Annotated in this window: 23 protein-coding genes; 3 read left to right on the top strand and 20 right to left on the bottom strand. The window is 58.5% G+C overall.

The annotated features are described in order from the left end of the window. Window positions 1-119: 119 nt before the first annotated feature. The 6 genes from ACZ9XP_RS16745 to ACZ9XP_RS16720 form a co-directional block, all read right to left on the bottom strand. A complete protein-coding gene (locus tag ACZ9XP_RS16745; protein ID WP_465188837.1) occupies window positions 120-2,789 on the bottom strand; it encodes a phage portal protein in 2,670 nt (889 codons plus the stop codon). Next, on the bottom strand, window positions 2,762-4,243 hold the full coding sequence (terL, locus tag ACZ9XP_RS16740) for a phage terminase large subunit (protein ID WP_465188836.1): 1,482 nt from the start codon (window positions 4,241-4,243) through the stop codon (window positions 2,762-2,764). The genes ACZ9XP_RS16745 and terL overlap by 28 nt, the downstream gene beginning before the upstream one ends. Beyond that, window positions 4,233-4,667, bottom strand: a complete 435-nt coding sequence (locus ACZ9XP_RS16735; protein WP_465188835.1) for a hypothetical protein — start codon at window positions 4,665-4,667, stop codon at window positions 4,233-4,235. Before ACZ9XP_RS16735 ends, terL begins: the two co-directional genes overlap by 11 nt. 22 nt (window positions 4,668-4,689) lie before the next feature. Then, on the bottom strand, window positions 4,690-4,959 hold the full coding sequence (locus tag ACZ9XP_RS16730) for a hypothetical protein (RefSeq protein WP_465188834.1): 270 nt from the start codon (window positions 4,957-4,959) through the stop codon (window positions 4,690-4,692). Between the two features lie 193 nt (window positions 4,960-5,152). Continuing rightward, window positions 5,153-5,971: a hypothetical protein gene (locus tag ACZ9XP_RS16725; RefSeq protein WP_465188833.1), complete on the bottom strand. Its 819-nt coding sequence runs from the start codon at window positions 5,969-5,971 to the stop codon at window positions 5,153-5,155. A 65-nt stretch (window positions 5,972-6,036) separates the two neighbouring features. Continuing rightward, on the bottom strand, window positions 6,037-7,086 hold the full coding sequence (locus ACZ9XP_RS16720; RefSeq protein WP_465188832.1) for an HNH endonuclease: 1,050 nt from the start codon (window positions 7,084-7,086) through the stop codon (window positions 6,037-6,039). A 171-nt stretch (window positions 7,087-7,257) separates the two neighbouring features. On the opposite strand from ACZ9XP_RS16720, the gene ACZ9XP_RS16715 reads away from it, so the two are divergent. Next, window positions 7,258-7,683: a LexA family protein gene (locus ACZ9XP_RS16715; RefSeq protein ID WP_465188831.1), complete on the top strand. Its 426-nt coding sequence runs from the start codon at window positions 7,258-7,260 to the stop codon at window positions 7,681-7,683. 2 nt (window positions 7,684-7,685) lie between these two features. Then, complete coding sequence (locus tag ACZ9XP_RS16710; protein WP_465188830.1) at window positions 7,686-8,948, top strand: Y-family DNA polymerase; 1,263 nt, start codon at window positions 7,686-7,688, stop codon at window positions 8,946-8,948. Window positions 8,949-9,113: 165 nt separating this feature from the next. Here the strand turns inward: ACZ9XP_RS16710 and ACZ9XP_RS16705 are convergent, their stop codons facing one another. The 9 genes from ACZ9XP_RS16705 to ACZ9XP_RS16665 form a co-directional block, all read right to left on the bottom strand. Continuing rightward, window positions 9,114-10,199, bottom strand: a complete 1,086-nt coding sequence (locus tag ACZ9XP_RS16705; RefSeq protein ID WP_465188829.1) for an HNH endonuclease family protein — start codon at window positions 10,197-10,199, stop codon at window positions 9,114-9,116. After that, window positions 10,199-11,299 (bottom strand): adenine-specific methyltransferase EcoRI family protein, encoded by a 1,101-nt coding sequence (locus ACZ9XP_RS16700; RefSeq protein WP_465188828.1) that lies wholly within the window; start codon window positions 11,297-11,299, stop codon window positions 10,199-10,201. The genes ACZ9XP_RS16705 and ACZ9XP_RS16700 overlap by 1 nt, the downstream gene beginning before the upstream one ends. Before the next feature lie 527 nt (window positions 11,300-11,826). Next, window positions 11,827-12,066, bottom strand: a complete 240-nt coding sequence (locus tag ACZ9XP_RS16695) for a hypothetical protein (RefSeq protein WP_465188827.1) — start codon at window positions 12,064-12,066, stop codon at window positions 11,827-11,829. Next, complete coding sequence (locus ACZ9XP_RS16690) at window positions 12,063-12,440, bottom strand: hypothetical protein (RefSeq protein WP_465188826.1); 378 nt, start codon at window positions 12,438-12,440, stop codon at window positions 12,063-12,065. The genes ACZ9XP_RS16695 and ACZ9XP_RS16690 overlap by 4 nt, the downstream gene beginning before the upstream one ends. After that, entirely contained in the window at window positions 12,437-12,865 is a 429-nt protein-coding gene (locus ACZ9XP_RS16685; RefSeq protein WP_465188825.1) for a RusA family crossover junction endodeoxyribonuclease, read from the bottom strand. Before ACZ9XP_RS16685 ends, ACZ9XP_RS16690 begins: the two co-directional genes overlap by 4 nt. Further along, window positions 12,862-13,467, bottom strand: coding sequence for a hypothetical protein (locus ACZ9XP_RS16680; protein ID WP_465188824.1), 606 nt, complete (start codon window positions 13,465-13,467; stop codon window positions 12,862-12,864). Before ACZ9XP_RS16680 ends, ACZ9XP_RS16685 begins: the two co-directional genes overlap by 4 nt. Then, entirely contained in the window at window positions 13,451-14,350 is a 900-nt protein-coding gene (locus ACZ9XP_RS16675) for a hypothetical protein (protein ID WP_465188823.1), read from the bottom strand. The genes ACZ9XP_RS16680 and ACZ9XP_RS16675 overlap by 17 nt, the downstream gene beginning before the upstream one ends. Before the next feature lie 5 nt (window positions 14,351-14,355). Next, window positions 14,356-14,817 carry a phage regulatory CII family protein gene (locus ACZ9XP_RS16670; protein ID WP_465188822.1) on the bottom strand — a complete coding sequence of 154 codons (462 nt, stop codon included), beginning with the start codon at window positions 14,815-14,817 and terminating at the stop codon, window positions 14,356-14,358. A 54-nt stretch (window positions 14,818-14,871) separates the two neighbouring features. Then, window positions 14,872-15,096 carry a hypothetical protein gene (locus ACZ9XP_RS16665; protein ID WP_465188821.1) on the bottom strand — a complete coding sequence of 75 codons (225 nt, stop codon included), beginning with the start codon at window positions 15,094-15,096 and terminating at the stop codon, window positions 14,872-14,874. 43 nt (window positions 15,097-15,139) lie between these two features. Between ACZ9XP_RS16665 and ACZ9XP_RS16660 the strand changes: the two genes are divergently transcribed. After that, window positions 15,140-15,610, top strand: a complete 471-nt coding sequence (locus ACZ9XP_RS16660) for a helix-turn-helix domain-containing protein (RefSeq protein ID WP_465188820.1) — start codon at window positions 15,140-15,142, stop codon at window positions 15,608-15,610. A 25-nt stretch (window positions 15,611-15,635) separates the two neighbouring features. Here the strand turns inward: ACZ9XP_RS16660 and ACZ9XP_RS16655 are convergent, their stop codons facing one another. From ACZ9XP_RS16655 to ACZ9XP_RS16635, 5 genes are all read right to left on the bottom strand, one after another. Further along, on the bottom strand, window positions 15,636-15,809 hold the full coding sequence (locus tag ACZ9XP_RS16655; protein WP_465188819.1) for a hypothetical protein: 174 nt from the start codon (window positions 15,807-15,809) through the stop codon (window positions 15,636-15,638). 84 nt (window positions 15,810-15,893) lie between these two features. Then, window positions 15,894-16,214, bottom strand: a complete 321-nt coding sequence (locus tag ACZ9XP_RS16650) for a helix-turn-helix domain-containing protein (protein WP_465188818.1) — start codon at window positions 16,212-16,214, stop codon at window positions 15,894-15,896. A gap of 245 nt (window positions 16,215-16,459) precedes the next feature. Next, the gene (locus ACZ9XP_RS16645) at window positions 16,460-16,744 is read right to left on the bottom strand and encodes an XRE family transcriptional regulator (protein WP_465188817.1); all 285 of its coding nucleotides are present in this window, start codon (window positions 16,742-16,744) and stop codon (window positions 16,460-16,462) included. Window positions 16,745-16,774: 30 nt separating this feature from the next. Continuing rightward, on the bottom strand, window positions 16,775-17,404 hold the full coding sequence (locus ACZ9XP_RS16640) for a hypothetical protein (RefSeq protein WP_465188816.1): 630 nt from the start codon (window positions 17,402-17,404) through the stop codon (window positions 16,775-16,777). 49 nt (window positions 17,405-17,453) lie between these two features. Beyond that, on the bottom strand, window positions 17,454-17,984 hold the full coding sequence (locus ACZ9XP_RS16635; protein WP_465188815.1) for a hypothetical protein: 531 nt from the start codon (window positions 17,982-17,984) through the stop codon (window positions 17,454-17,456). Between the last annotated feature and the right edge of the window lie 330 nt (window positions 17,985-18,314).

The raw sequence follows: 18,314 nt of genomic DNA, 5'->3' as shown, positions 1-18,314 counted from the left end.
TTGCTGAGGGTGGAACAGCCTACCACCGCGCCAGTCACCAGGCTGGTAACTAAGGGTCCGTCAGGATTCCCCAAGAGATACAGGATGGCATCTGTCACAGATTCAATACCAAAGCCCGCTTATTGCGGGCTTTTGGTTTTTCTGAGCGTGCCATTTAACAGGTGTCCATCCAGCTGGCTCTGTTTCAATCCATATGCCGATGCACCAGGGTAATCACCGTGAGTATCTTTTCCGCCGACGATAGCGATGATGATTGCGGGTTTTCCGTTACTCAGTCCGCCTACCTTTTTTACCAGCATGATCTTTCCCGGGTGCTTAGGGTGCTCGCCGATGTAATCCGGCCGGTTGATGCATGCCGCCATGTGTTTCATCACCGCTTGATAGTCGTCTGCATGTTTGGACTGCAACTTCTCGTGCATTTTCGCGCTGAAACGTACTTTGCCGGGCGTCAGGTTTTTACCTAGCGTGGCATTGATCAGCGAAACGGGCGCAGGCCCTGCAATGAATGGCCCCGTGCTGGCAAACCGCCCGCGGGCATCACGCGGCTGGCGCGGGTTGTAGCCCTTGGCCAGCAGTTCTACTTCGTCTAGCAGCAGAGGCAGTACGTCACAGCGGCAGTTGGGGTGCGCCGGTGCGGTACCGCGGCCATGGGCGAAGGTCTGGTCCAGGGCAATCTGCTCGCCGTCCATAGCGGCGCAGTCGGGGCAGCAGCCACTGGCGGTTTGCCATTGCAGCCGGCTGACCAGCCCGCTGGCGCGGTAGGCAGCCAGGTTGCCCTCGGCGTCGGCAAAGGCGCATTCGGTGCGGGCGATCATCGCGGCGCGGGCCTCGCCGAGTGCCGGCGCCGCCTGTAGCGCCTCGGCCAGCGTGTCGCTGCTCCAGCCTTCCTGCGTGGCCTGTATCACCAGTGCGTTGACGGCGCGCCGTGTGGTGCTGTCGATGCGCCAGCGCGCGTCGGGGTTGTCTACCCACTGCCCGGCGACCTCGCGCATGCCCACCAGCTCGGCGGCGCGTTGCGCGGCGTAGGCGATGGCCTCGTTGCTGGCCTGGGTCAGCACGCTGTCGGGCAGGGCGTCGGTATCCAGCTGTAGCTGGCCAAAGCCTGCCACCACGCCATCACGCGCCAGCGCTTGCAGCTGCTTGCGTACCCGCTTGCCCAGCAGGGTGCGGTAGGCGTCGCTGATGATGTCCTCAAAGCGCTGGCTATGCCGTGCAGGCCCGCCTTCTTCCTTGCCCAGCTCATCGCCGCGCGCGGCGGCGGCCAGGCGGTTTGCCAGCTGGCGGTGGCAGTGTTCAATAATCCGGCTCAGTGCCGTGCGCGCCCGAATGACCGCCGCCCGTTCGCGGGGTATCGGGCGCAGGGGCTTTTTTAGCGGGTCGGCCCGTTTGTTTGCTGCCTCGCCCGGCGGGGCGCTGCCGCGCTTGGGCGGTACCGGCTTGCCGTCCTTGTCCTTGGCGTCGGGTTTCTCACCGTCTGGCTGTGCCGGCGGCGGCTGCAGGTCGGCTTTCTGCTCGGCGGTCATTGGCGGCAGGCCAAAGCGGCGGTTACGTATCTCGTCGGGGTGCAGCACCTTGGCCTCGACATAGTTCTTGTCGATCTGCGCCTGCTCCAGCGGTTTGATGGCCTCTTCTTCCTGCCATACGAATTCCAGCCCGGGTTGGCCGCAGTGCAGCGCCAGGATCTGGTCCAGCAGTGCTTTCACCCATTGCTGCAGCGGGGCCAGGCCTTCGGCCAGCGCGGCTTCCTGCCCGGTTTGTGCCGTGGCACGGTTCATCTCCTTGACGAACGGTTGCGGGCTCACCGAAAACGCGTAGCAGACAATGCGTGCCAGCCATTCGTCCATCTCGTCTTTCAGCGCGGCGGCCTTGGTATTGAATGGCTCCACGCCCTTGGGCACAAAGCGCGTCTTGCGCCGCTCGGCGCTGTCGCCACTCAGCACGCTGTTCCACCAGTCCTCGAACTGGCGGATCTGCTCGGCCTGCCAGGTTTCCGGTACCTGGAATATCAGGTCCGGCGTGCTGCCCTCGGTATAGAACGACAGCTGGTGCGCCTGGCGCCGTAGCGCGATGTTGACGCTGACGATCACCTGCTCCACCGGGCTGTAGCCGTACACCTTGTGCGTGCGCGGGTTGCGCGGCAGGTAAAGCAGCTGCTCGCGCGTGTAGTCCACTGCGGGCAGGCCCTTCAATATCTGCTGATAGGCCGGTTGCGGTGGTAGCGGGGTACGGCCGTACTGGTCCAGCACCCGCTTGATGGTGGCACCGTCCATCGGCTCCAGCGCGTACAGCTCGCCGCCACGCGTCTGGCGCGGGTACAGCGTGGCCGCGTCGATCACCAACAGGTCTTCCAGCAGCATGCGCAGCCAGGTGTGCCAGTCGTGCTCTTTGTCCGGTGACTGGAAAAAAGCGATCAACGCCTGGCAGCGGGCATCCGGCGCGCTGGCTGGCGTGGCCGGTGCATTGGCGCTTTCGCGCGGCTTGATCGTCCATTTCAGCTTGGCCAGCTGGTCCTTGCGGCTTTCGATCACCAGCCGCATCAGGTCGTAGCTGTCTGCCAGCGCCCGCATCTGGGCAAAGCTGATGGCTTCTTCCTGGCGCGGCCGGCTGTGCAGGTTGTAGCCGGTGGGGTAGTCCAGCTGGCGGCCGGCCACCTCGGGCGGTGCCACGGCGGGCAGCGGGTCCTGCGGGCCGAACCAGTCCGGCACCTTGCCGGTGACGGCGTAACGTACCCCGGCGGCAACGCGGGCGACCAGGCCCGGCTCTATCGGGGTCTTGAGTGGTTCAGCCATGCGTTGGTTTCCTGTTGCGCTGCGTCTCCGGCCGCCCGCGTCTCGGTGTCGGCGGCCACTTGCTGCAGGTAGTCCAGCAGGCCGGTATTGCCGCCGAACAGTTCATGGAAGGCACGCGACAGCGCGTCTACCTGGTCATCGTTGCTACCGTTGGGAAACACGCGCAGCTCGCTTACCAGCGCATCGTTCCACGGTGCGCGCAGCATCATCACGTTGCCCACGTTCACCTGCGCGGCAAACGGCTCGGCGCGTGTCACCTTGTCGCCGGTTTCCACCGACGAGCTCACCGCCTTGCCAGCCAGCAGCCGGGTGAAGGCCGCCACCTGGCTTTTGCCGGCCTGGCCCGGGTCCTGCGGGATGCTGATGCGCACCTCGTTGCCGTCGCGGTTGGCCGTGTGTTTCAGCGTGGCCTCTACCTCGTGCGGTGCGCCCTGCATGCGCACGATGTCGCCAATGATGAAGCGGTTGTCCGGCGTGATACCCAGCCGCGCGCCCACGGTCCAGTCGGGCGCGTAGCCGGGCTTGGGCACGCTGGCGGCCAGATCCCAGCCGCGTACCCAGCGTGTGCCGGCCGGTACCGCGTCCACCACCGGTATGGCATCGGGGCGAAAGGTATTGCCCTCGCCAGGCGATGGCACCTGCTGGTACTGGCCGGCAAACACGTAGGCGTTGGCCTGGCGTAGGGTGGCCAGCCGCTCGGCGCTGTGTTTGGCGGGCCATAGCGCGCTGCCATCCGGCTGTAGCGCGGCCAGCTTCAGTACCGTCCAGTTTTCGCCGTTGCCGCCCTCGGCCAGCCAGCCCGCCAGGTCGCGCTCGTGCAGGCGCTGCATGATCACGATGATGGGCGTATGCGGGCTGTTGCAGCGGCTTTCCAGCGTGTTCTGGAACCAGTCGATCACCCCCGCGCGAATGGTGTCCGAGCGCGCCTCGTCCGCCTTGTGCGGGTCATCCACGATGATGCAGCCGCCAAACCCCTCGCGCAGCTTGCCCGCGCCAAAGCCGGTAATGGTGCCGCCCGCGCCGGTGGCGTACATCACGCCGCCGTGGGTGGTAGACCAGTGCGCGCCGGCATCGCTGTTCAGCGCCACGCCCGGGAACACGCCGGCGTAGGCTTCGTGCTGCATCAGCGTACGGGCGTTCACGCTGTTGTTACGCGCCAGCGGTGTGGCATAGCTCACATGGATGAACTCGCTATCCGGCGCCTTGCCCATTGCCCAGGCAACAAAGTTCACCACCGCCAGCTCGGTCTTGCTGTAGCGCGGCGGGATGTTGATGATCAGCCGCCGGCACTCGCCGCGAAACACCTGCATCAGCGCATCGCATACCGCACGGTGGTGCCAGTTGTGCTGCCAGCGGTAGCCCTTGCGGCGCTGGAACAGGTAGCGGCTGAAAAAATACAGGTCTTCCTGCGCCTCCAGCCGGATGGCCAGCTGGCGGGCGGCGTCAGAACTCATCCAGGATCTGGCTTCTGGCAGTACGGTATTCCTCAAGGGATACATCCGCATGCTGCAGCGGACCACCGCCCGGGCCCGTGAGCTCTTTCCTGACCCGATCGGCGTACTTGTCCGGGTCGCGGGCCTTCAGCAGGAAAATCAGCAGGGTGTCGCTGTACTCGCGCACCGTGCCGACCTTCACCCCTTGATAAAACACCGGCTTCAAAGTGCCATCCTTGGCACGGCGTACCGCTTCGTCCTCAAGGGCGGCAGTGCCAAGATCCACAGCCTGATGCCAGGCATCACCAAAAGCCGGATCAACCCGTTTCGCTTCATAGAGGGATTGCCGGCTGATCTTCACCCGTCTGGCAGCTGCAGACACATTGGCGGTCTCGGATAGCCGCTCAAGGAATGCCGCCTTCTTTTCAGGTGTCAGTTTTGTCATGCCAGCCATGCGCCGGGCTCCCTCAGAACTGAATCGCGCCCTTGGCCTTGAGCTTGGTGTATACCGCCCGGCCCAGCGCCTCGAAAGCGGTTTCACCTTCAGTAGGCAGCGTCTGTAGCACTTCGCGTGCCTCGTCCGCGCCCAGGTAATGCGGCTGCTGCGCTACCGGCGTAAACGCCTCGTTGGCGATAAAGCCCACGCTGACCGTGGCGGACATCGAGCCATCCGGGTTAACGCTGATCGGCATGATGTTGAACACCATGGGCTGCTCGATGGGGGTGAACTTGAACATGGCACGCTCCAAAAGCAAAACCCCGCAGGGCGAACCATGCGGGGTAGGGTAGAAGTACAGCGGGCGCAACTTGCCCGTCACACCGTCAAGATACCAGAGCCTTGGTTTTGTTGGGGCGAAGGCGGGCCGGGCGCATATATGCGGTATATCGCCAGCAAAAAATACTGCTCGAGTTTTATATTTTAAGGCCTTGTTAGGCTAGGTCGGATACATTGTAGAAGTACACCTTCCAGCGACTTTCAAGTACTATACATTCTTCTAGTAACATGCAGAGGTTTCTTGCGAATTCGGTTTTTTTGTTATGAGTGGTGATGAGTTCCTGATTATTTGGTTTATTATTATTTACTTCCCACTCTACTTCATTGGCAATTATTAGCGCTGATTGAAATGCAGCTCCATTTTTGCACTCATAGTTAAGTGGTTTTTGCAGGATTGAATAGATTTGATTTAGCTTTGATCTTGCAGGTGGGTCATTTAGGAATAGTTCCGTGCTGTTTATTATGCTGGATATAATGGCTGCGTACTTTCCATCTGCTACGATTTTTCTTTCGTCCATAAACTCCTGTCGAACTTTTTGAAATTTTAGAGTGTGTGGAAAAAGTAAAACTATTGGGGTTACGAGTGTGGCCAAGTAAATGTACGGATGACTTTTTGATAAGCTTTCAAATGCATTGGGGGCCAAATATAATGCGAGTAAGACAATCGCAAAGCCTGTCAGTTCGGCAAGATGTTCATGCGCTTTTAGTGTGATTTTCGAATGTTTATAGTTTTTGCCGCCATTTAATAACATCACCATTGCAATAATGACAAATGTATACGTGATTATATATTTGAAGAGTGGTATGTAATTATGGTTAGTTTGGGATTCATTTTCATAAACATATACTGACTCTATTGTTGTGGCGAAAAGGAGAGCTGCCATTATAATAGCTATGGGAATAATAATTTTAAATATTCTCCATATTCCCATGGTTTGCATTTTAATTCTTTTTTTTCCGGTGGAGTTTTTCATGCCTGCCTACTTTTAGTGTTGATTTTTCTTTATGTGTGAATTCAATTCGATTGCTGCTTGGCATTTCATCCAAAATGAAATTTCCGGTGGCAGTTAGGGCAAAGCGCAACAGCATTCGCCACCGTGTCTTCCCCACCTAGAGCCAATGGCACACTATGGTGTACTTCAAGATATGGTGTGTTGTCGGACTTTCGAATGAAGGGGGCGGGCGACTTGCAGCCTTCACAGTACCCGTTGGCACGCTCTAATACTTCTACCACCACATCAGGGTTCCGCCGGAAGTTCGAAGTGACTACTTGGATCGGAGCAGGTTTTTTATTTGCTAGCGCCAATCGCGCCTGGCGTTCTGCTTTTGTGCGTTGCCTTGATTCAGCGACCTCGTCAGCAAATGTCTTTGCAGTGTGTTGGCTGCTTTCAATTACCTCAGTGGCAGAATCATTCCGGACTAGGTCGAACCATTTGGTGCCATCTACCTCTCGCGTAATGTCCTTGAATTTAAAAATGCCTTGATAGGTAAATGGTCCCTCCTTGTTGTCTCTGACAAAAGTCAAGATAGGGATATTGTGATCGTTTAATATTGCGGCGTTTGTTTTGTAGTGTTCGCCGAACTTGCCGTCAATGCTCTTCAAATAGTATTTAATTCTGCGTGGTGCTTCAATCCATTCATTCGGGTAGTCACCATTGGAGAGCGTTGCTTTGATCACGACATACGATGGCTGTCCTCCAGATTCCAACACAAACATCCCTCCGGAACGGGTGTCGTAGTTTTTTGAGAAGATCAGAATCTGATAGGTATCGTATGTGTCGCCAATGATGAAGTCAGCGGCACGGGTACAGTCGTTGGCCCATAGAGAAAATTCACGCTCAAAGTCATGCACGATGTCTTCGAAGGTACGCAGACCTACTTCATGCATTGCTAGATAGATCGGATCCGAGCGATCCACCTCAAATCGCTTCAGGTACGCAAGCAAATCGCCTACACGCTCAAAGTGATCAAGCCATACATCAGAGCTTTTCACTTTGTTCTTGATCTTCTCGGGCAAGTCAGGGTGACGCATAGCGGGTTCCTGGACGTTGCTGTGGACGTAGGCGCGTGCTTTTTCAATGGGCGTCATGATAGATAGTCTGTAGCGAAGAGGATTGGCGCATTATGACAACCGGCCGAACGTATGTCATCAAGGTGGTGATTGGTATTTCTAGGCTTGGCTCTTCGATACTCCAACCTTCACCCCTTGGCTATCGATTTGAATTTGTACATAATCAAATCCTCAGCAAGGAGTACCGCCATGATCCCCATCTCGTACCAGGCCGCCAGCCGGCCGCAGCTGTTGCTGCCCCTGTTCTGTAGCCGTGTGCCGGCCGGTTTTCCGTCGCCGGCCGACGACTATCTGGAAGCCAAGCTCGACCTGGTGGAGCTGCTGGTGTCCGACCCGGCCGCCACCTTCATGGTGCGGGTGCGCGGCGACAGCATGAGCGGGGCGGGCATTGGTACCGGCGACATCCTGATCGTGGACCGCAGCATTACCCCGGCGCACGGCATGATCGTGCTGGCCATTGTGGACGGCGAGTTCACTGTCAAGCGCCTGTACAGGCGCGGAACCCGCGTGGCGCTGATCCCGGAAAACCCCCATTACCAGCCCATCGAGCTGCACGACGGCCAGGAGCTGCAGATCTGGGGCGTGATCAAGTCCTGCATCAAGCAGTTCTGCTAGCCATGCCGCTGTTTGCCCTGGTGGACGGCAACAGCTTTTACGCCAGCTGCGAGCGAGTGTTCCGCCCCGACCTGATCGGCAAGCCCATCGTGGTGCTCAGCAACAACGATGGCTGCGTGGTGGCGCGCAGCGCCGAGGCCAAGGCGCTGGGCATCAAGGGCTTTGTGCCGTTCTTCGAAATCCGCCACCTGTGCCAGAAACACGACGTGGCGGTGTTCAGCTCCAACTACGCGCTGTACGGCGACATGAGCCAGCGCATGATGCAGGTGATCTGCCGCTGGGGTATCGACCAGGAGGTGTATAGCGTGGACGAATCCTTCATCACGCTGGACGGCATCCCCGACCTGCGCGAGCACGCCACGCGGCTGCGCGCCGACGTGCTACAACGGGTGGGCATCCCCACCTGTGTCGGCATCGGCCCCAGCAAGACGCTGGCCAAGCTGGCCAACCACGTGGGCAAGGTCTACCCGCGGGCGCAGGGCGTGTTTGCCTGGCACTGGCTGACGCCGGAATGGCAAGACAAGCTGATGGCGCGCATCGCCGTGGGTGAGGTATGGGGAATAGGGCGCCGCATCGCGGAAAGGTTTGCCGCCATGGGCATCCACACCGCGCTGGACCTGAAGCACGCCGACCCGCGCGACATCAAGCGCCAGTTCAATGTGGTGGTGGAGCGCACCGTGGCCGAGCTAAACGGCGTCAGCTGCCTGGCAATGGAAGACGTGGCGCCGGTCAAGCAGCAGATCATCGCCAGCCGCAGCTTTGCCGAGCTGGTGCACGACTTCGACACCCTGGCCAGCGCCATCAGTCACCACGCCTGCCGCGCCGCCGAAAAGCTGCGCCGCCAGCACAGCCACGCCCGGCTGGTGGCAGTCAGCATCCGCACCAACCGCTTTCGTCAGCAGGATGCCCAGTACGCCGGCTGGGAGGTCTACCCGCTGATCCACCCCTCATCCGACAGCGCCACCATCACCGCCGCCGCCCTGGCCGGCCTGCGCCGGGTCTACCGCCCGGGCTACAGCTATAAGAAAGCAGGCGTGGTGCTGCTGGAAATTGGCCCCGCCGACCGCGTGCAGCCCGACCTGTTCGCCCCCACGCCCGACCCACGCCGGGGCAGGGTGATGGCAGTAATGGACCACATCAACCGCGAATACGGCCGCGGCACGCTACGCCTGGCCAGCGAGAAGCTGCACAGCGGCTGGGCGATGCGGCAAGAAAAAAGGTCGCCACGATGGACGACCTGTTGGGGGGAGTTGCCGGTGGTGTAGGAAGTTGCTTATTGCGGCAAAAAACAGACGATTATAGGCACCATGTCAACGCCAGCTCTCTAGCCGATGCAGCTTTTAGCACGAAGGAAGAGTAGACAGTCAATGCACCGGCTCAGCGGCGGGCAGCGAAGGGGATCGTCCGCTGCAACCGATTGTTAGACTACGTCATTTCCCGCCTTTTTTTCGATTGTCCTCGATGCAGAGCATTTGACAGTTATCTGCTTCAGTCTTGCCACCCGCGTGCCACGGCGTGATGTGATCAGCTTCCATCTCCTCGATCTTGAAGGTCTTGCCGCAGTCCGGACACACACCCTTCTGTCGTTCAAATGCTGAGCGGCGCATTCTCTCATCGAATTGGCGAATGTTTAGATGCTTCTCCTTGCCGTCCAGCACGTAGTGATAGATACCACGATGGTTCGTTACGTCTGGGTCTTGGATAAGCGCTGAGATGCGTTCCTCAAGGTAGTCAGGGTCGAGGGTTACGTCCTTGTATTTGTTGTAGAGATCACCCCACGGTTGGCCCTTCATCTCCTTCTTGCGCTCGATGTAGAACGTCGCTTTCACCCATGCGATCACTTTTTGGAAGTACAACCACAACTCGTGCGCCTTCGAGTCGTGCTGGTGCTTTCCCATGTACTCCCGAATGTTGCCATCGCTAATCCAGTCGAGTACGGTTTCAAGGTAGTCTTGTCGGATCGGCGATCCTTTCATGAGGTCGCCGCCAACAGCATAGGCAGGGCATCCCGTCTTGCTGAAGAGCTTCTTCGCGTCCGAGAGCCACGGACCTGCGTAGGTAGCGTTGCGTAGCTCCTGTTCGGTAAGAACCTTGCCTGCTATGTTGATGGTCTCGAACCATGCTAATCGCTCGCTATCGGTGCCTTTGCAAAAATAGACCATCAACTCATAGTCGAGGATTTGCTTTTGTTGGTCGTCGGTCAGGTTATGAAAGTAAAGGTCATTCCACGCGAACTCGCCATCAACGTACTGGCAGATGGATATGGTTCGCTGTTGGCCGTCGATAACTTCATAGGTTCCATCGTCTCGCACAGACCAGTACATGACATTCAGTGGGAAACTTTGGGTCAGCGTATTAATGACCTTATTGCGTTCTTTGGCGTCGTAGACAAATTCACGTTGGTAGGGCGGACGAATGTCGAGCTTCCCTCTGTATCCGCGTACACCGCCCTCGGCGTCATCCTCGTAACCTGTGACTAAGTCTACGACGCGAATCTTTTTGAGAGCGATTTCCATCAGGCTTCTACCTTCTTATTGCGGATTAGGATGCGAGGATATGTCTGAGTGAAGAACTCACCGTCTACTCTGTAGTAGGTCTTGCCAATGGGAGGTGTTGCCACCTTGATCACTGCACCATCGTTCAGTTTCCCCACGAGGCTAACCTCGCCGTTCGCGCTCACTTGCTCTTGCTGTGGATAGGTCTTGGTTGCGATGCCGAACCACGTCTTGGTGATACCGACAATCTCGAACTGGTCTGGGTTGTGCTTCGCGAAAAATCCGGGAGTGACGCCCATGACACCTTCGTAGTCCTTGGGAATGTTAGCGACTGTACCGACTTCTATGGCATTGAAGTTGTCGTAAGCGGGGTATTCGTCAGGGCTGTAGGTTTTATAGAGAATCAAATCCTCGTGGCGTTTCTTGTAGTCCAAGTTTGTGAACCAGCACATGTTTCCAAAACTCCGCCACTTCTGCCCCGTTTCATCAATCCAGAAACGAGTTGCACGTTCCCTGTAGTGGTCTGGAACTCTGAAACTCATCTCCCCGCTGTTGGCACCCAACCACATCTTCTCGTCCTTGAGGAGTGGGAAGATCTCTTTCAAGGTAATGGCGTTTTGGTTAGCCAGAATGATGAACTTCTTATCATGCTCAATGAGCTGTGCGATATATTCCCGAAAGAGGGAGAAAGGCGGATTCGTTACCACGATGTCCGCCTGCTTCAAAAGTTCGATAGCTTCCGCGCTGCGGAAGTCTCCGTCGCCTTCCAAGAAATTGACAGCGATCTCGGCATCTCCTGGGATGCGGTCACCGTCCTTGTCGCCCTCGTACTCCAAGAAGATCGCACGCTTACTTTCATGTTCGCTAAATAGGTCACGCTCCTGGTTCTTATAGCAGGTTGCGATCAACTTCTTGAGACCAAACTTCTCGAAGTTGTAAGAGAAGAAGTGGAAGAATGCGCTGACCCTAGGGTCATCGCAATTGAGGTAGACGACCTTGCCCTCGAAGTGCTTCCGATAGTGCTTGAGTTCCCGCTCGACATCTTCCTGCTGCGTGTAGAACTCATCTTCCTTATTCGCCTTCGCCCTACTCAGACTTGCGTTCTGCGTCTCTGCAGCCATCCCATTGTTCCTTACATCAACTATCTTGTTTCAGGCATATTCACTTCATAGTCAAAATTTGACTATGCAAACCTATCGGTCAGGATGGCAATTAATATGAATTTAGCATATTTCACGGCTCAAGCCCGCATCCAGTCTTGATATTCCAGCGGCTGCGTCCGTATAACAACAGCCATCGCTATTATATCCCCAAGAACCTCTATGTAGGATTCGTGGAGGCTCTCAACGGAGGCTTTGCGACCTCACTCTCAACCGTCCGCTTTTGGCAAACAGTTCCCATATCGGGACAAGAAGAATTTTTAACCCTCAGCTGCTATTCAGACCCCCAATCAATCACCCCTGCGCCCGGCACCCAAACCATCCCACACCGCTTACACTCAAATATAAGTTCGAACTCAATTGTGGGCGGAAGGCGTTTCCACTGATGACGACGCAGAAGCCTGCATAACACAAAGGTCTTGAACTTCATCTCGGCACCCTCCGCGTTCGTTGTTTGCACAACTCAGCCAACAAGCTAGTTTGGCCTGCTAGTCTCCAGCCGTTACCAGGGCATACCCCTTCGCCACCTTCGGCCCCGGCCCTTGCCTTGAGCGCAGCGTGCTGGTCACCTTGCCTTGCGCCTGCAGCTTCACCAGGACGCTCATGATCTCGGCCTTGTCGTAGGCAAATTCCAGCGCGGCCTCGATTTCACCCAGAAACAGCGGCCTGGGGGCTACGGCCAGTACGTCGCACACCTTGGCCGGTAAGGGCTTGTCTGCGTTGTTCATGCCGCCCCCTGTTGCCACTGCAGCCAGTATTGGCCGAAGTGCAGGTGCGCGGCCAGCAGCAGGGTGTCCAGGTTGCGGGCTGGCAGGCCCAGGCGGCGGGCAATCAGCTCGTCGGCCAGGTGCGGCCAGGTCACGTAGCGGGCGCGTAGCACGCGCCGTTCGTGGCCGGGCAGAGTGTTGACCAGGGCTTCTACCGTTTCGCCTATATGCTGATCGTATCGGAAACGCTGCGCCCGCGCTATGTCATCAGGATGTAAATGTCGATGGCGCTGGGTCAGGTAGTGGCGTTCCATGCTGGCGCAGGTTAGCCGCCAGTTGCCGGTATCCACGGCCCAGCGGCCCCAGTGCTGCAGGGCGGTGGTGGCGGGCATCATGCGGTATCGGCGCCGCCCAAGCTGCGAACCGTTACCCGCACCCCGGGCTCGGCGGCGTAGCACTTGCTGGCTTGCAGCGTGACGACCTGGGCGTCGTCGTGCCACAGCACGCGGTTCAGGCCGTCCAGCAGGGCCTTGGCCACGTTGTCGATGTCCGGCTTGCCCGTGGGGTAGCTGCGGCCGGTCAGGGCGTCGGTGCGGCGTTGTCTGGGCCAGCTGGCCGGTACCGGCAGGCGGATCTCCAGCTGCACCTGCAGCGCCCCCTGTAGAAGCGGCCGCCCGGCCAGTGCCAGCCGTGCCATGAGTGCCACGGTTTGTTCGTAGCGCACGGTGGTGGCGGGGGTGTAGACCCGCTTGTAGCCCAGCCGTGGGCGGGCTTTGCCACGCGGCAGGCCGGGTACGGTAAAGGCGATGGTCGGGCTCATGCTGCGGCCCCGTCGTCGTGATCGTTGGCCGGTGCGGGCAGGTAGGGTACCAGCGCGGGCGGTATCGGCTGGCGTGCCGCCAGCAGGGCCTCGGCAGCGAGCCGGGCGCCGTAGTGGCCGCCCTTGTAGTGGCCGGTGGCCACCTGGCGGGCTATGCGCTCGGCCCAGTCAATGCGTAGCCGCGAGGGCGGCATGGCCAGGCGTTTGACGGTGCCGGCCACGGTGGCCAGGTGTTTGGCGGCCAGCTCGCGCTCCAGGGCGTCCGGTGGTGCCTGGGTCAGTGCGGGCAGCACGTTGGCCGGGTGGGTGCTGTAGTCGCGGTTGCAGCAAGCGGTGATGAACTCGTCGGCGCTGGGCGGGTACTTGAAGCGGCTGGCCAGGCCGTGCCGGATATCGGCCTGGCTGAGGTGGCGCAGCTCGTAGGCCCACACGTCCATGGCCTCCAGTAGCCCGGTGTCTTTGCCGGCGTGCGGATGGCCTTCCGGCACCGTGCGGCCGGTACGGAATTTGTCGATGAAGGCGTTACCGAAGCGGCCACGCAGGCTGCGGAAAACGGCGGCCACCAGCTCGCGTGGCAGCGCGGTGTCAGGGGTCGATGGCATGGGGCGGCTCCGGCGGTTGGGTGGCGAGATACTGGCTGCCAACACCCAGGGTGTCGGCGGCGGCGCTGCGGGCATCGGGTGGCGGGGTGGCACGCTGGGCGGCGTCTACCCGGGCCTGGGTCACACGGTGGCGGTCGGTGTTGTACTGGTGGGCATCCAGCAGCCACTTGCGGAACCTGGCCTGCCAGGCTTTTCTGTCCGCCAGCATGGTGCCCTGTGCCTCGTAGTGGGCAATGAACTTGGCCAGCTCGATGGCGGGCTCCACGTTCAGGGTTTGCATGCTGGCCACGGTGCTGCGGTCTGGCTGCAGGTCGGCGGGTACGGGCACGCTGTCGTGTGTGGGGTTTTCTCTCTCCACTACCGAACGTAGTGAGGTAGTAGTAGATGAAGATGTAGATGGACGTCCGCCCGCGTGTGCGCCCGCACGAGAGGGTGAGGGGTTGGGTGTGTCATCAAAGCCATCACCATTGCCCCCCTTGGGTGACGGGTTGGGTGATTCATCCTTGCCCCCGCGGACCAGCCTTTTGTACTCGTCTATCACCATGCGCGACGAGTACCAGAGCGGGCCTTGGGTGACGTCGATCAGCATCACGGTAGGGCCCTTGCGGCGGCCGGATACGGGGGTGTAGGTCAGCGCCTCGTCAAGCATCGTGTCGCTCCCCTTGAGAACACCCTTGGTAATCAGGCATTTGAGCTCGGCCGGTTTGCAGCCGATGGCAGCGGCAATTTCCTTGAGCGACCAGCGCAGCACGCCGTATTCCTCGGAGTCGTGCATCAGGCACATCACGTCAATCCATACGCCTTTTTCAGCATGGGTACACCGACGCAGGTTGGCGTTTCCAAGCCAGTCAGAGGGGTAGAACTGGAAAGACGGGCGCTTCATGGTGCTTATCCCTCCACCTGCATCAGCATGCTGGCCGCTACCGATAGCAGCTGCCGCAGCTCGCCGGCAATGCGCTTGCGCTCGCCCGGGCTGAGCCGCTCGCCCCATTCGCTGTCGGCCTGCCCGGCAACATAGACTTCATTCCCCACATCACCCAGCTCCTTGGACAAGCGGCACAGCTCGCGTGACAGCTCGTGCAGGGACGGGTGGCCATCCGGTAGCGGTACCGTTACCCGGTTCAGCAGCGCGGCCAGCGCATCTGCAATGGCGGCTTGCTGTGTGCGGTCGGTGATGTCGGCGGCTTCTTCCAGTGTCAGCTGGTTGCTGTCGCAATGGGGGTTCAGCTTGTTGGCCAGCACGATGGGGTTCTTGTGCATGGCCAGCGCCAGGCCGGCTATGCCGTTGTGAAACTGCTTGGCGATGCCCTGGGCTGCGGCGGTGACGTGCTGGTACGGGTTGCGGTTCATGATTGGCCCCCATCTCTTATGGCGTATGCGTTGCGCGGTGGCGTTATGCTTTTCTCAAGCAGACTTGGGGATGCTGCTTTCCATGCAGGCAGCCTTGCGTTCTAGTAGCCGGATGGTTCGCAGGTTGGCCAGCACTACCGAGGCCGGAATGCCGCGGCGCTTCCAGTTGTTTACACGCTGGGCGCTACCAGGCTTGGCCGTGTCCAGCCCGATAAGCTTGGCAAAGGCAGCGTCGCCGCCAGCAAGCGCAATGATGCGGGCACTTTCCTGTGGGTCCATGTTGGCCAATCCTGATTAAACGTATCGATCGCAATTAAACGCCATGTTTACAAATAAATCAACATTTCGTGAAACAACAGTTTGTTTAGCTGCTGTAGCCTTGCGCGATATGGAGACTGCATTTGACAGGCTGCTTAATGCGGCCATACAGCTGAAGCCTGGCGTAATTGCCGGGAAGAGTGACCTTGCCAAGTTTTTGAACGAGTCACCACAGACCATCACCAACTGGCAGTCTCGTGGCTTGCCGCGTGCAAAAATCCTGGATGTGGCCAAGGCGATAGGTGTCACGCCGGAATGGCTGCTGGATGGCAGCGGGCCGATGACGCCTCAGGAACGTGATGGCTATGCTACCGATGCCGTGGCGGACACTAACACGGCCACGGGGGAGAGTTTCTATATCCATGCCAGCAGCCCGGAGGATCTTGCCGTCAAGCTGGCCGAGAAGGGTAACGAGGAAATTGCCCGCATCATCCAGCTGTTGCTCACGCACAAGGACAAATTCGACGGCCGCTAGGCCGTTTTTGTGGTTGCGGCCAGGCTCAGGCAGCCTCGCGCGGAGTCTCCGGCGGCACGGTCTCTTCGGTTGCCATCAGGTAGGCCCACAGCTGGGCATGTTCGCCGTGCATGTAGATATTCATGCTGCCATCTGTCAGCAGCTCGATCAGCAGATAAGCCCGGCAATCGGGTGATGGGGCGGGTGGTGGGCTAGACATGGCAGCTCCTGCGTGAGGCGCACTTGGGATGTGCAGGCTGTCATTCGATGGCAGCAGCTGGAAGCGTAAAAATACTGATAAAAATCAACTGCGTGGCTTGTTCAGTTGTTTTGCAACAATGACAAGGGTATTGATTTCTTCATCGGTCAGCGTGGGGATTTCGGCCATCAGCGCCTCAATTTTCAGCGTACGCGCCAAAGCCACATGGCCATTGGCCAGGTAGTCGCTACTGACACCAAGATATGCAGCCATGATGGCAATATGCTCGGGTTTAGGCTTTGCGCCAGACAGCCAGCCGTTTACCGCCTGGTTGCTCACCCCGCAAACCAGCGCGATCTCTTTCTGCGTGCACCGTTTTCTGGCCAGCAGCTGTCGCAATCTGTCTTTAAGTTCTGTCACCTGCACGAATATACGTAGTTCTACGTATAACCGCTACTCACGGCACTTGATCGGCTATCAAGTGGCCAGTGTGTCATCTGGATAGAAGGCTGCTGTTTCGATAAAGCTGGTACAAAAACAAAACCCGCCGGGTGGCGGGTTATTACGACTGCTGGCATCAGCTTGATTTGGGTTGCTTGTGATCCAGGAAGTTGACTGTGGGCAGCATCAATGGGCCGAAGACGCGCCTTGCCGTGAGGGACAGGACTTGCTCACGAATTCACGACATGCCGGTCTTGCACGGAAACAGATACGTGCTTGCCCAGCACGTAGGCAATATCGGCCAGCGTCCGCAGGGTCATGTTGGCAGAGCCATTCAGCAGATGAGTCATGCGTGGCTGGGAAACACCGAGTTTCTCTGCCAGCTCGGCCTTGCTGAGTCCTGCGTCATTCAGCGCTGCCCAGATCTCTTCTGACACATCCACGATCAGCTCCTCTTCGGCGAGGCTGCGTGCGTGGCCAGGCTGGCTGGTCAGCCTTTCATTCAGTATGTTCATGTGTCACTCCTGTATGTACCTGTTCAAGTTCTACTCGGCCATCGCTTTCCTGAGCTTTCTCCATGTTCCTTCCGGCGTCAGCCTCACCGGAACCTTGCCCGATAGAAATTCGATCTGCTCAGACAGCATGGCTCGTAGCAGCTTGTTGTCTATTTCGTAAAGCGCTATCTTCTCAACGACCCATGGGGCCACAAAGGGGTCATCCTTATCATTCACATCAAGGACAAAAAGCCTCAATAAATAGGACAGCGCCTCGGGATGATCGCGTTGGCGCTTTAGGAGACTTTGTGCCCGACTTAGCTGGACGTTCCGATAGAGACCGAACTGGCGTGCCCGCAGATGCTCTTTTTCTTCCAGACACCACTTGTCCTGCTGTGATTCTTCTGCAGTAGGCATATGTTGTGCAAGGGGCAATGAGCTTATCGCTGGCGTAGCTTTTTGCGTCAGCTTAGCGGTCCGTACAGCCAAACGGTGTTGCTCAGTCTTTCGGCGGGATGCTGCCAATAAATACCCGATCAGAAGGACCGGCAGCCCCAAGCCACCGACGAGCCACAGCACGGCCAGTCCAAAGCCATCCCCCTTAAGGATGGCAATCGCTACCAGTCCGATGACAAATACCACCATACCCTGTGCGAGGGTGCCGCCACTTTTATTAGCCATTTATCCCCCGTATGGATATCGCGTTGCCAAGTTTTACGGTTCGGTTGTCTCAGACCGCCGCGCGCAACACTGTCCGCACGGTCAAGCCGGGGCCTTCTGTGGTGGCGTAATCCTCCGGCAACTTGCCTGCGGCATCGAAGCGGGATGGTGATGCACCGTATTTCAGTAGCACGCAAACACAATCCAGCGATTGTTCAGCCGCCGCATGGTGTAGAAGGGTTTGCCGCTGTGCATCTTCGCCCTGGATCACCGCATCGTTTTGTCGAAGCAAGGCGCGCAGGCCATCGGCATCATCAGCACGAATCAGCCGCAAGGCTTGTGCATACTGCTCAATAACCTGCGTTTTTTCCTGGGGCCCACCTTGTTGTACGTCTTCTGGCTGCGGTCGGTATTTCAGCAGCAGGACGACACCCGTCACGAATGCCACCCCCGCCACCCACAGCAGTGCGTTCTGCCGCTGCATCAGGCCAAAGTTGTGAACCCGGTCACCGCTCTCGGATAACACGGTGGTATCCATTCCCAGTGCATACAAACCAAGTATGACAGCAGCTGCCACCATAACCTTGCCTATGTCTTTCATCCTTAGTCACCCAGTTATTTCTGTTGTCATTCATTGTCGGTGGACGTGCCAGTCTGCATAAAAGGCTTCTTGATTTTTGTATTTCAGCCACAGGGGCGTGGATTTTTTACACACAGTGTTTACACATTGCGTTGACTTGTGCATAAACGCCGTGTTTAATTGCATCACCAGCACCCCACCAGTGCACCGCTCTTTACACAAGCCAGACGGTCCCCGGCCGGCGCAGCACTGCAGGCAAGCAGTCTGCCAACCGGGGCGGCCAGCAGTACACCACCAGATACGGCCAGCGGGTCGGCGCAGTGCGCGCCGGCAGCGGGGGGGCTCGGGGAG

It is taken from the genome of Vogesella perlucida (assembly GCF_979366545.1).
This window is presented reverse-complemented; position numbering and strand designations above follow the sequence as displayed.

Excerpts from the sequence above, each read along its gene's own strand:
- ACZ9XP_RS16745 (WP_465188837.1), bottom strand. The coding sequence starts at position 2,789 with ATGGCTGAACCACTCAAGACCCCGATAGAGCCGGGCCTGGTCGCCCGC.
- terL (WP_465188836.1), bottom strand. The coding sequence starts at position 4,243 with ATGAGTTCTGACGCCGCCCGCCAGCTGGCCATCCGGCTGGAGGCGCAG.
- ACZ9XP_RS16735 (WP_465188835.1), bottom strand. The coding sequence starts at position 4,667 with ATGACAAAACTGACACCTGAAAAGAAGGCGGCATTCCTTGAGCGGCTA.
- ACZ9XP_RS16730 (WP_465188834.1), bottom strand. The coding sequence starts at position 4,959 with ATGTTCAAGTTCACCCCCATCGAGCAGCCCATGGTGTTCAACATCATG.
- ACZ9XP_RS16725 (WP_465188833.1), bottom strand. The coding sequence starts at position 5,971 with ATGAAAAACTCCACCGGAAAAAAAAGAATTAAAATGCAAACCATGGGA.
- ACZ9XP_RS16720 (WP_465188832.1), bottom strand. The coding sequence starts at position 7,086 with ATGACGCCCATTGAAAAAGCACGCGCCTACGTCCACAGCAACGTCCAG.
- ACZ9XP_RS16715 (WP_465188831.1), top strand. The coding sequence starts at position 7,258 with ATGATCCCCATCTCGTACCAGGCCGCCAGCCGGCCGCAGCTGTTGCTG.
- ACZ9XP_RS16710 (WP_465188830.1), top strand. The coding sequence starts at position 7,686 with ATGCCGCTGTTTGCCCTGGTGGACGGCAACAGCTTTTACGCCAGCTGC.
- ACZ9XP_RS16705 (WP_465188829.1), bottom strand. The coding sequence starts at position 10,199 with ATGGAAATCGCTCTCAAAAAGATTCGCGTCGTAGACTTAGTCACAGGT.
- ACZ9XP_RS16700 (WP_465188828.1), bottom strand. The coding sequence starts at position 11,299 with ATGGCTGCAGAGACGCAGAACGCAAGTCTGAGTAGGGCGAAGGCGAAT.
- ACZ9XP_RS16695 (WP_465188827.1), bottom strand. The coding sequence starts at position 12,066 with ATGAACAACGCAGACAAGCCCTTACCGGCCAAGGTGTGCGACGTACTG.
- ACZ9XP_RS16690 (WP_465188826.1), bottom strand. The coding sequence starts at position 12,440 with ATGATGCCCGCCACCACCGCCCTGCAGCACTGGGGCCGCTGGGCCGTG.
- ACZ9XP_RS16685 (WP_465188825.1), bottom strand. The coding sequence starts at position 12,865 with ATGAGCCCGACCATCGCCTTTACCGTACCCGGCCTGCCGCGTGGCAAA.
- ACZ9XP_RS16680 (WP_465188824.1), bottom strand. The coding sequence starts at position 13,467 with ATGCCATCGACCCCTGACACCGCGCTGCCACGCGAGCTGGTGGCCGCC.
- ACZ9XP_RS16675 (WP_465188823.1), bottom strand. The coding sequence starts at position 14,350 with ATGAAGCGCCCGTCTTTCCAGTTCTACCCCTCTGACTGGCTTGGAAAC.
- ACZ9XP_RS16670 (WP_465188822.1), bottom strand. The coding sequence starts at position 14,817 with ATGAACCGCAACCCGTACCAGCACGTCACCGCCGCAGCCCAGGGCATC.
- ACZ9XP_RS16665 (WP_465188821.1), bottom strand. The coding sequence starts at position 15,096 with ATGGACCCACAGGAAAGTGCCCGCATCATTGCGCTTGCTGGCGGCGAC.
- ACZ9XP_RS16660 (WP_465188820.1), top strand. The coding sequence starts at position 15,140 with ATGTTTACAAATAAATCAACATTTCGTGAAACAACAGTTTGTTTAGCT.
- ACZ9XP_RS16655 (WP_465188819.1), bottom strand. The coding sequence starts at position 15,809 with ATGTCTAGCCCACCACCCGCCCCATCACCCGATTGCCGGGCTTATCTG.
- ACZ9XP_RS16645 (WP_465188817.1), bottom strand. The coding sequence starts at position 16,744 with ATGAACATACTGAATGAAAGGCTGACCAGCCAGCCTGGCCACGCACGC.
- ACZ9XP_RS16640 (WP_465188816.1), bottom strand. The coding sequence starts at position 17,404 with ATGGCTAATAAAAGTGGCGGCACCCTCGCACAGGGTATGGTGGTATTT.
- ACZ9XP_RS16635 (WP_465188815.1), bottom strand. The coding sequence starts at position 17,984 with ATGAAAGACATAGGCAAGGTTATGGTGGCAGCTGCTGTCATACTTGGT.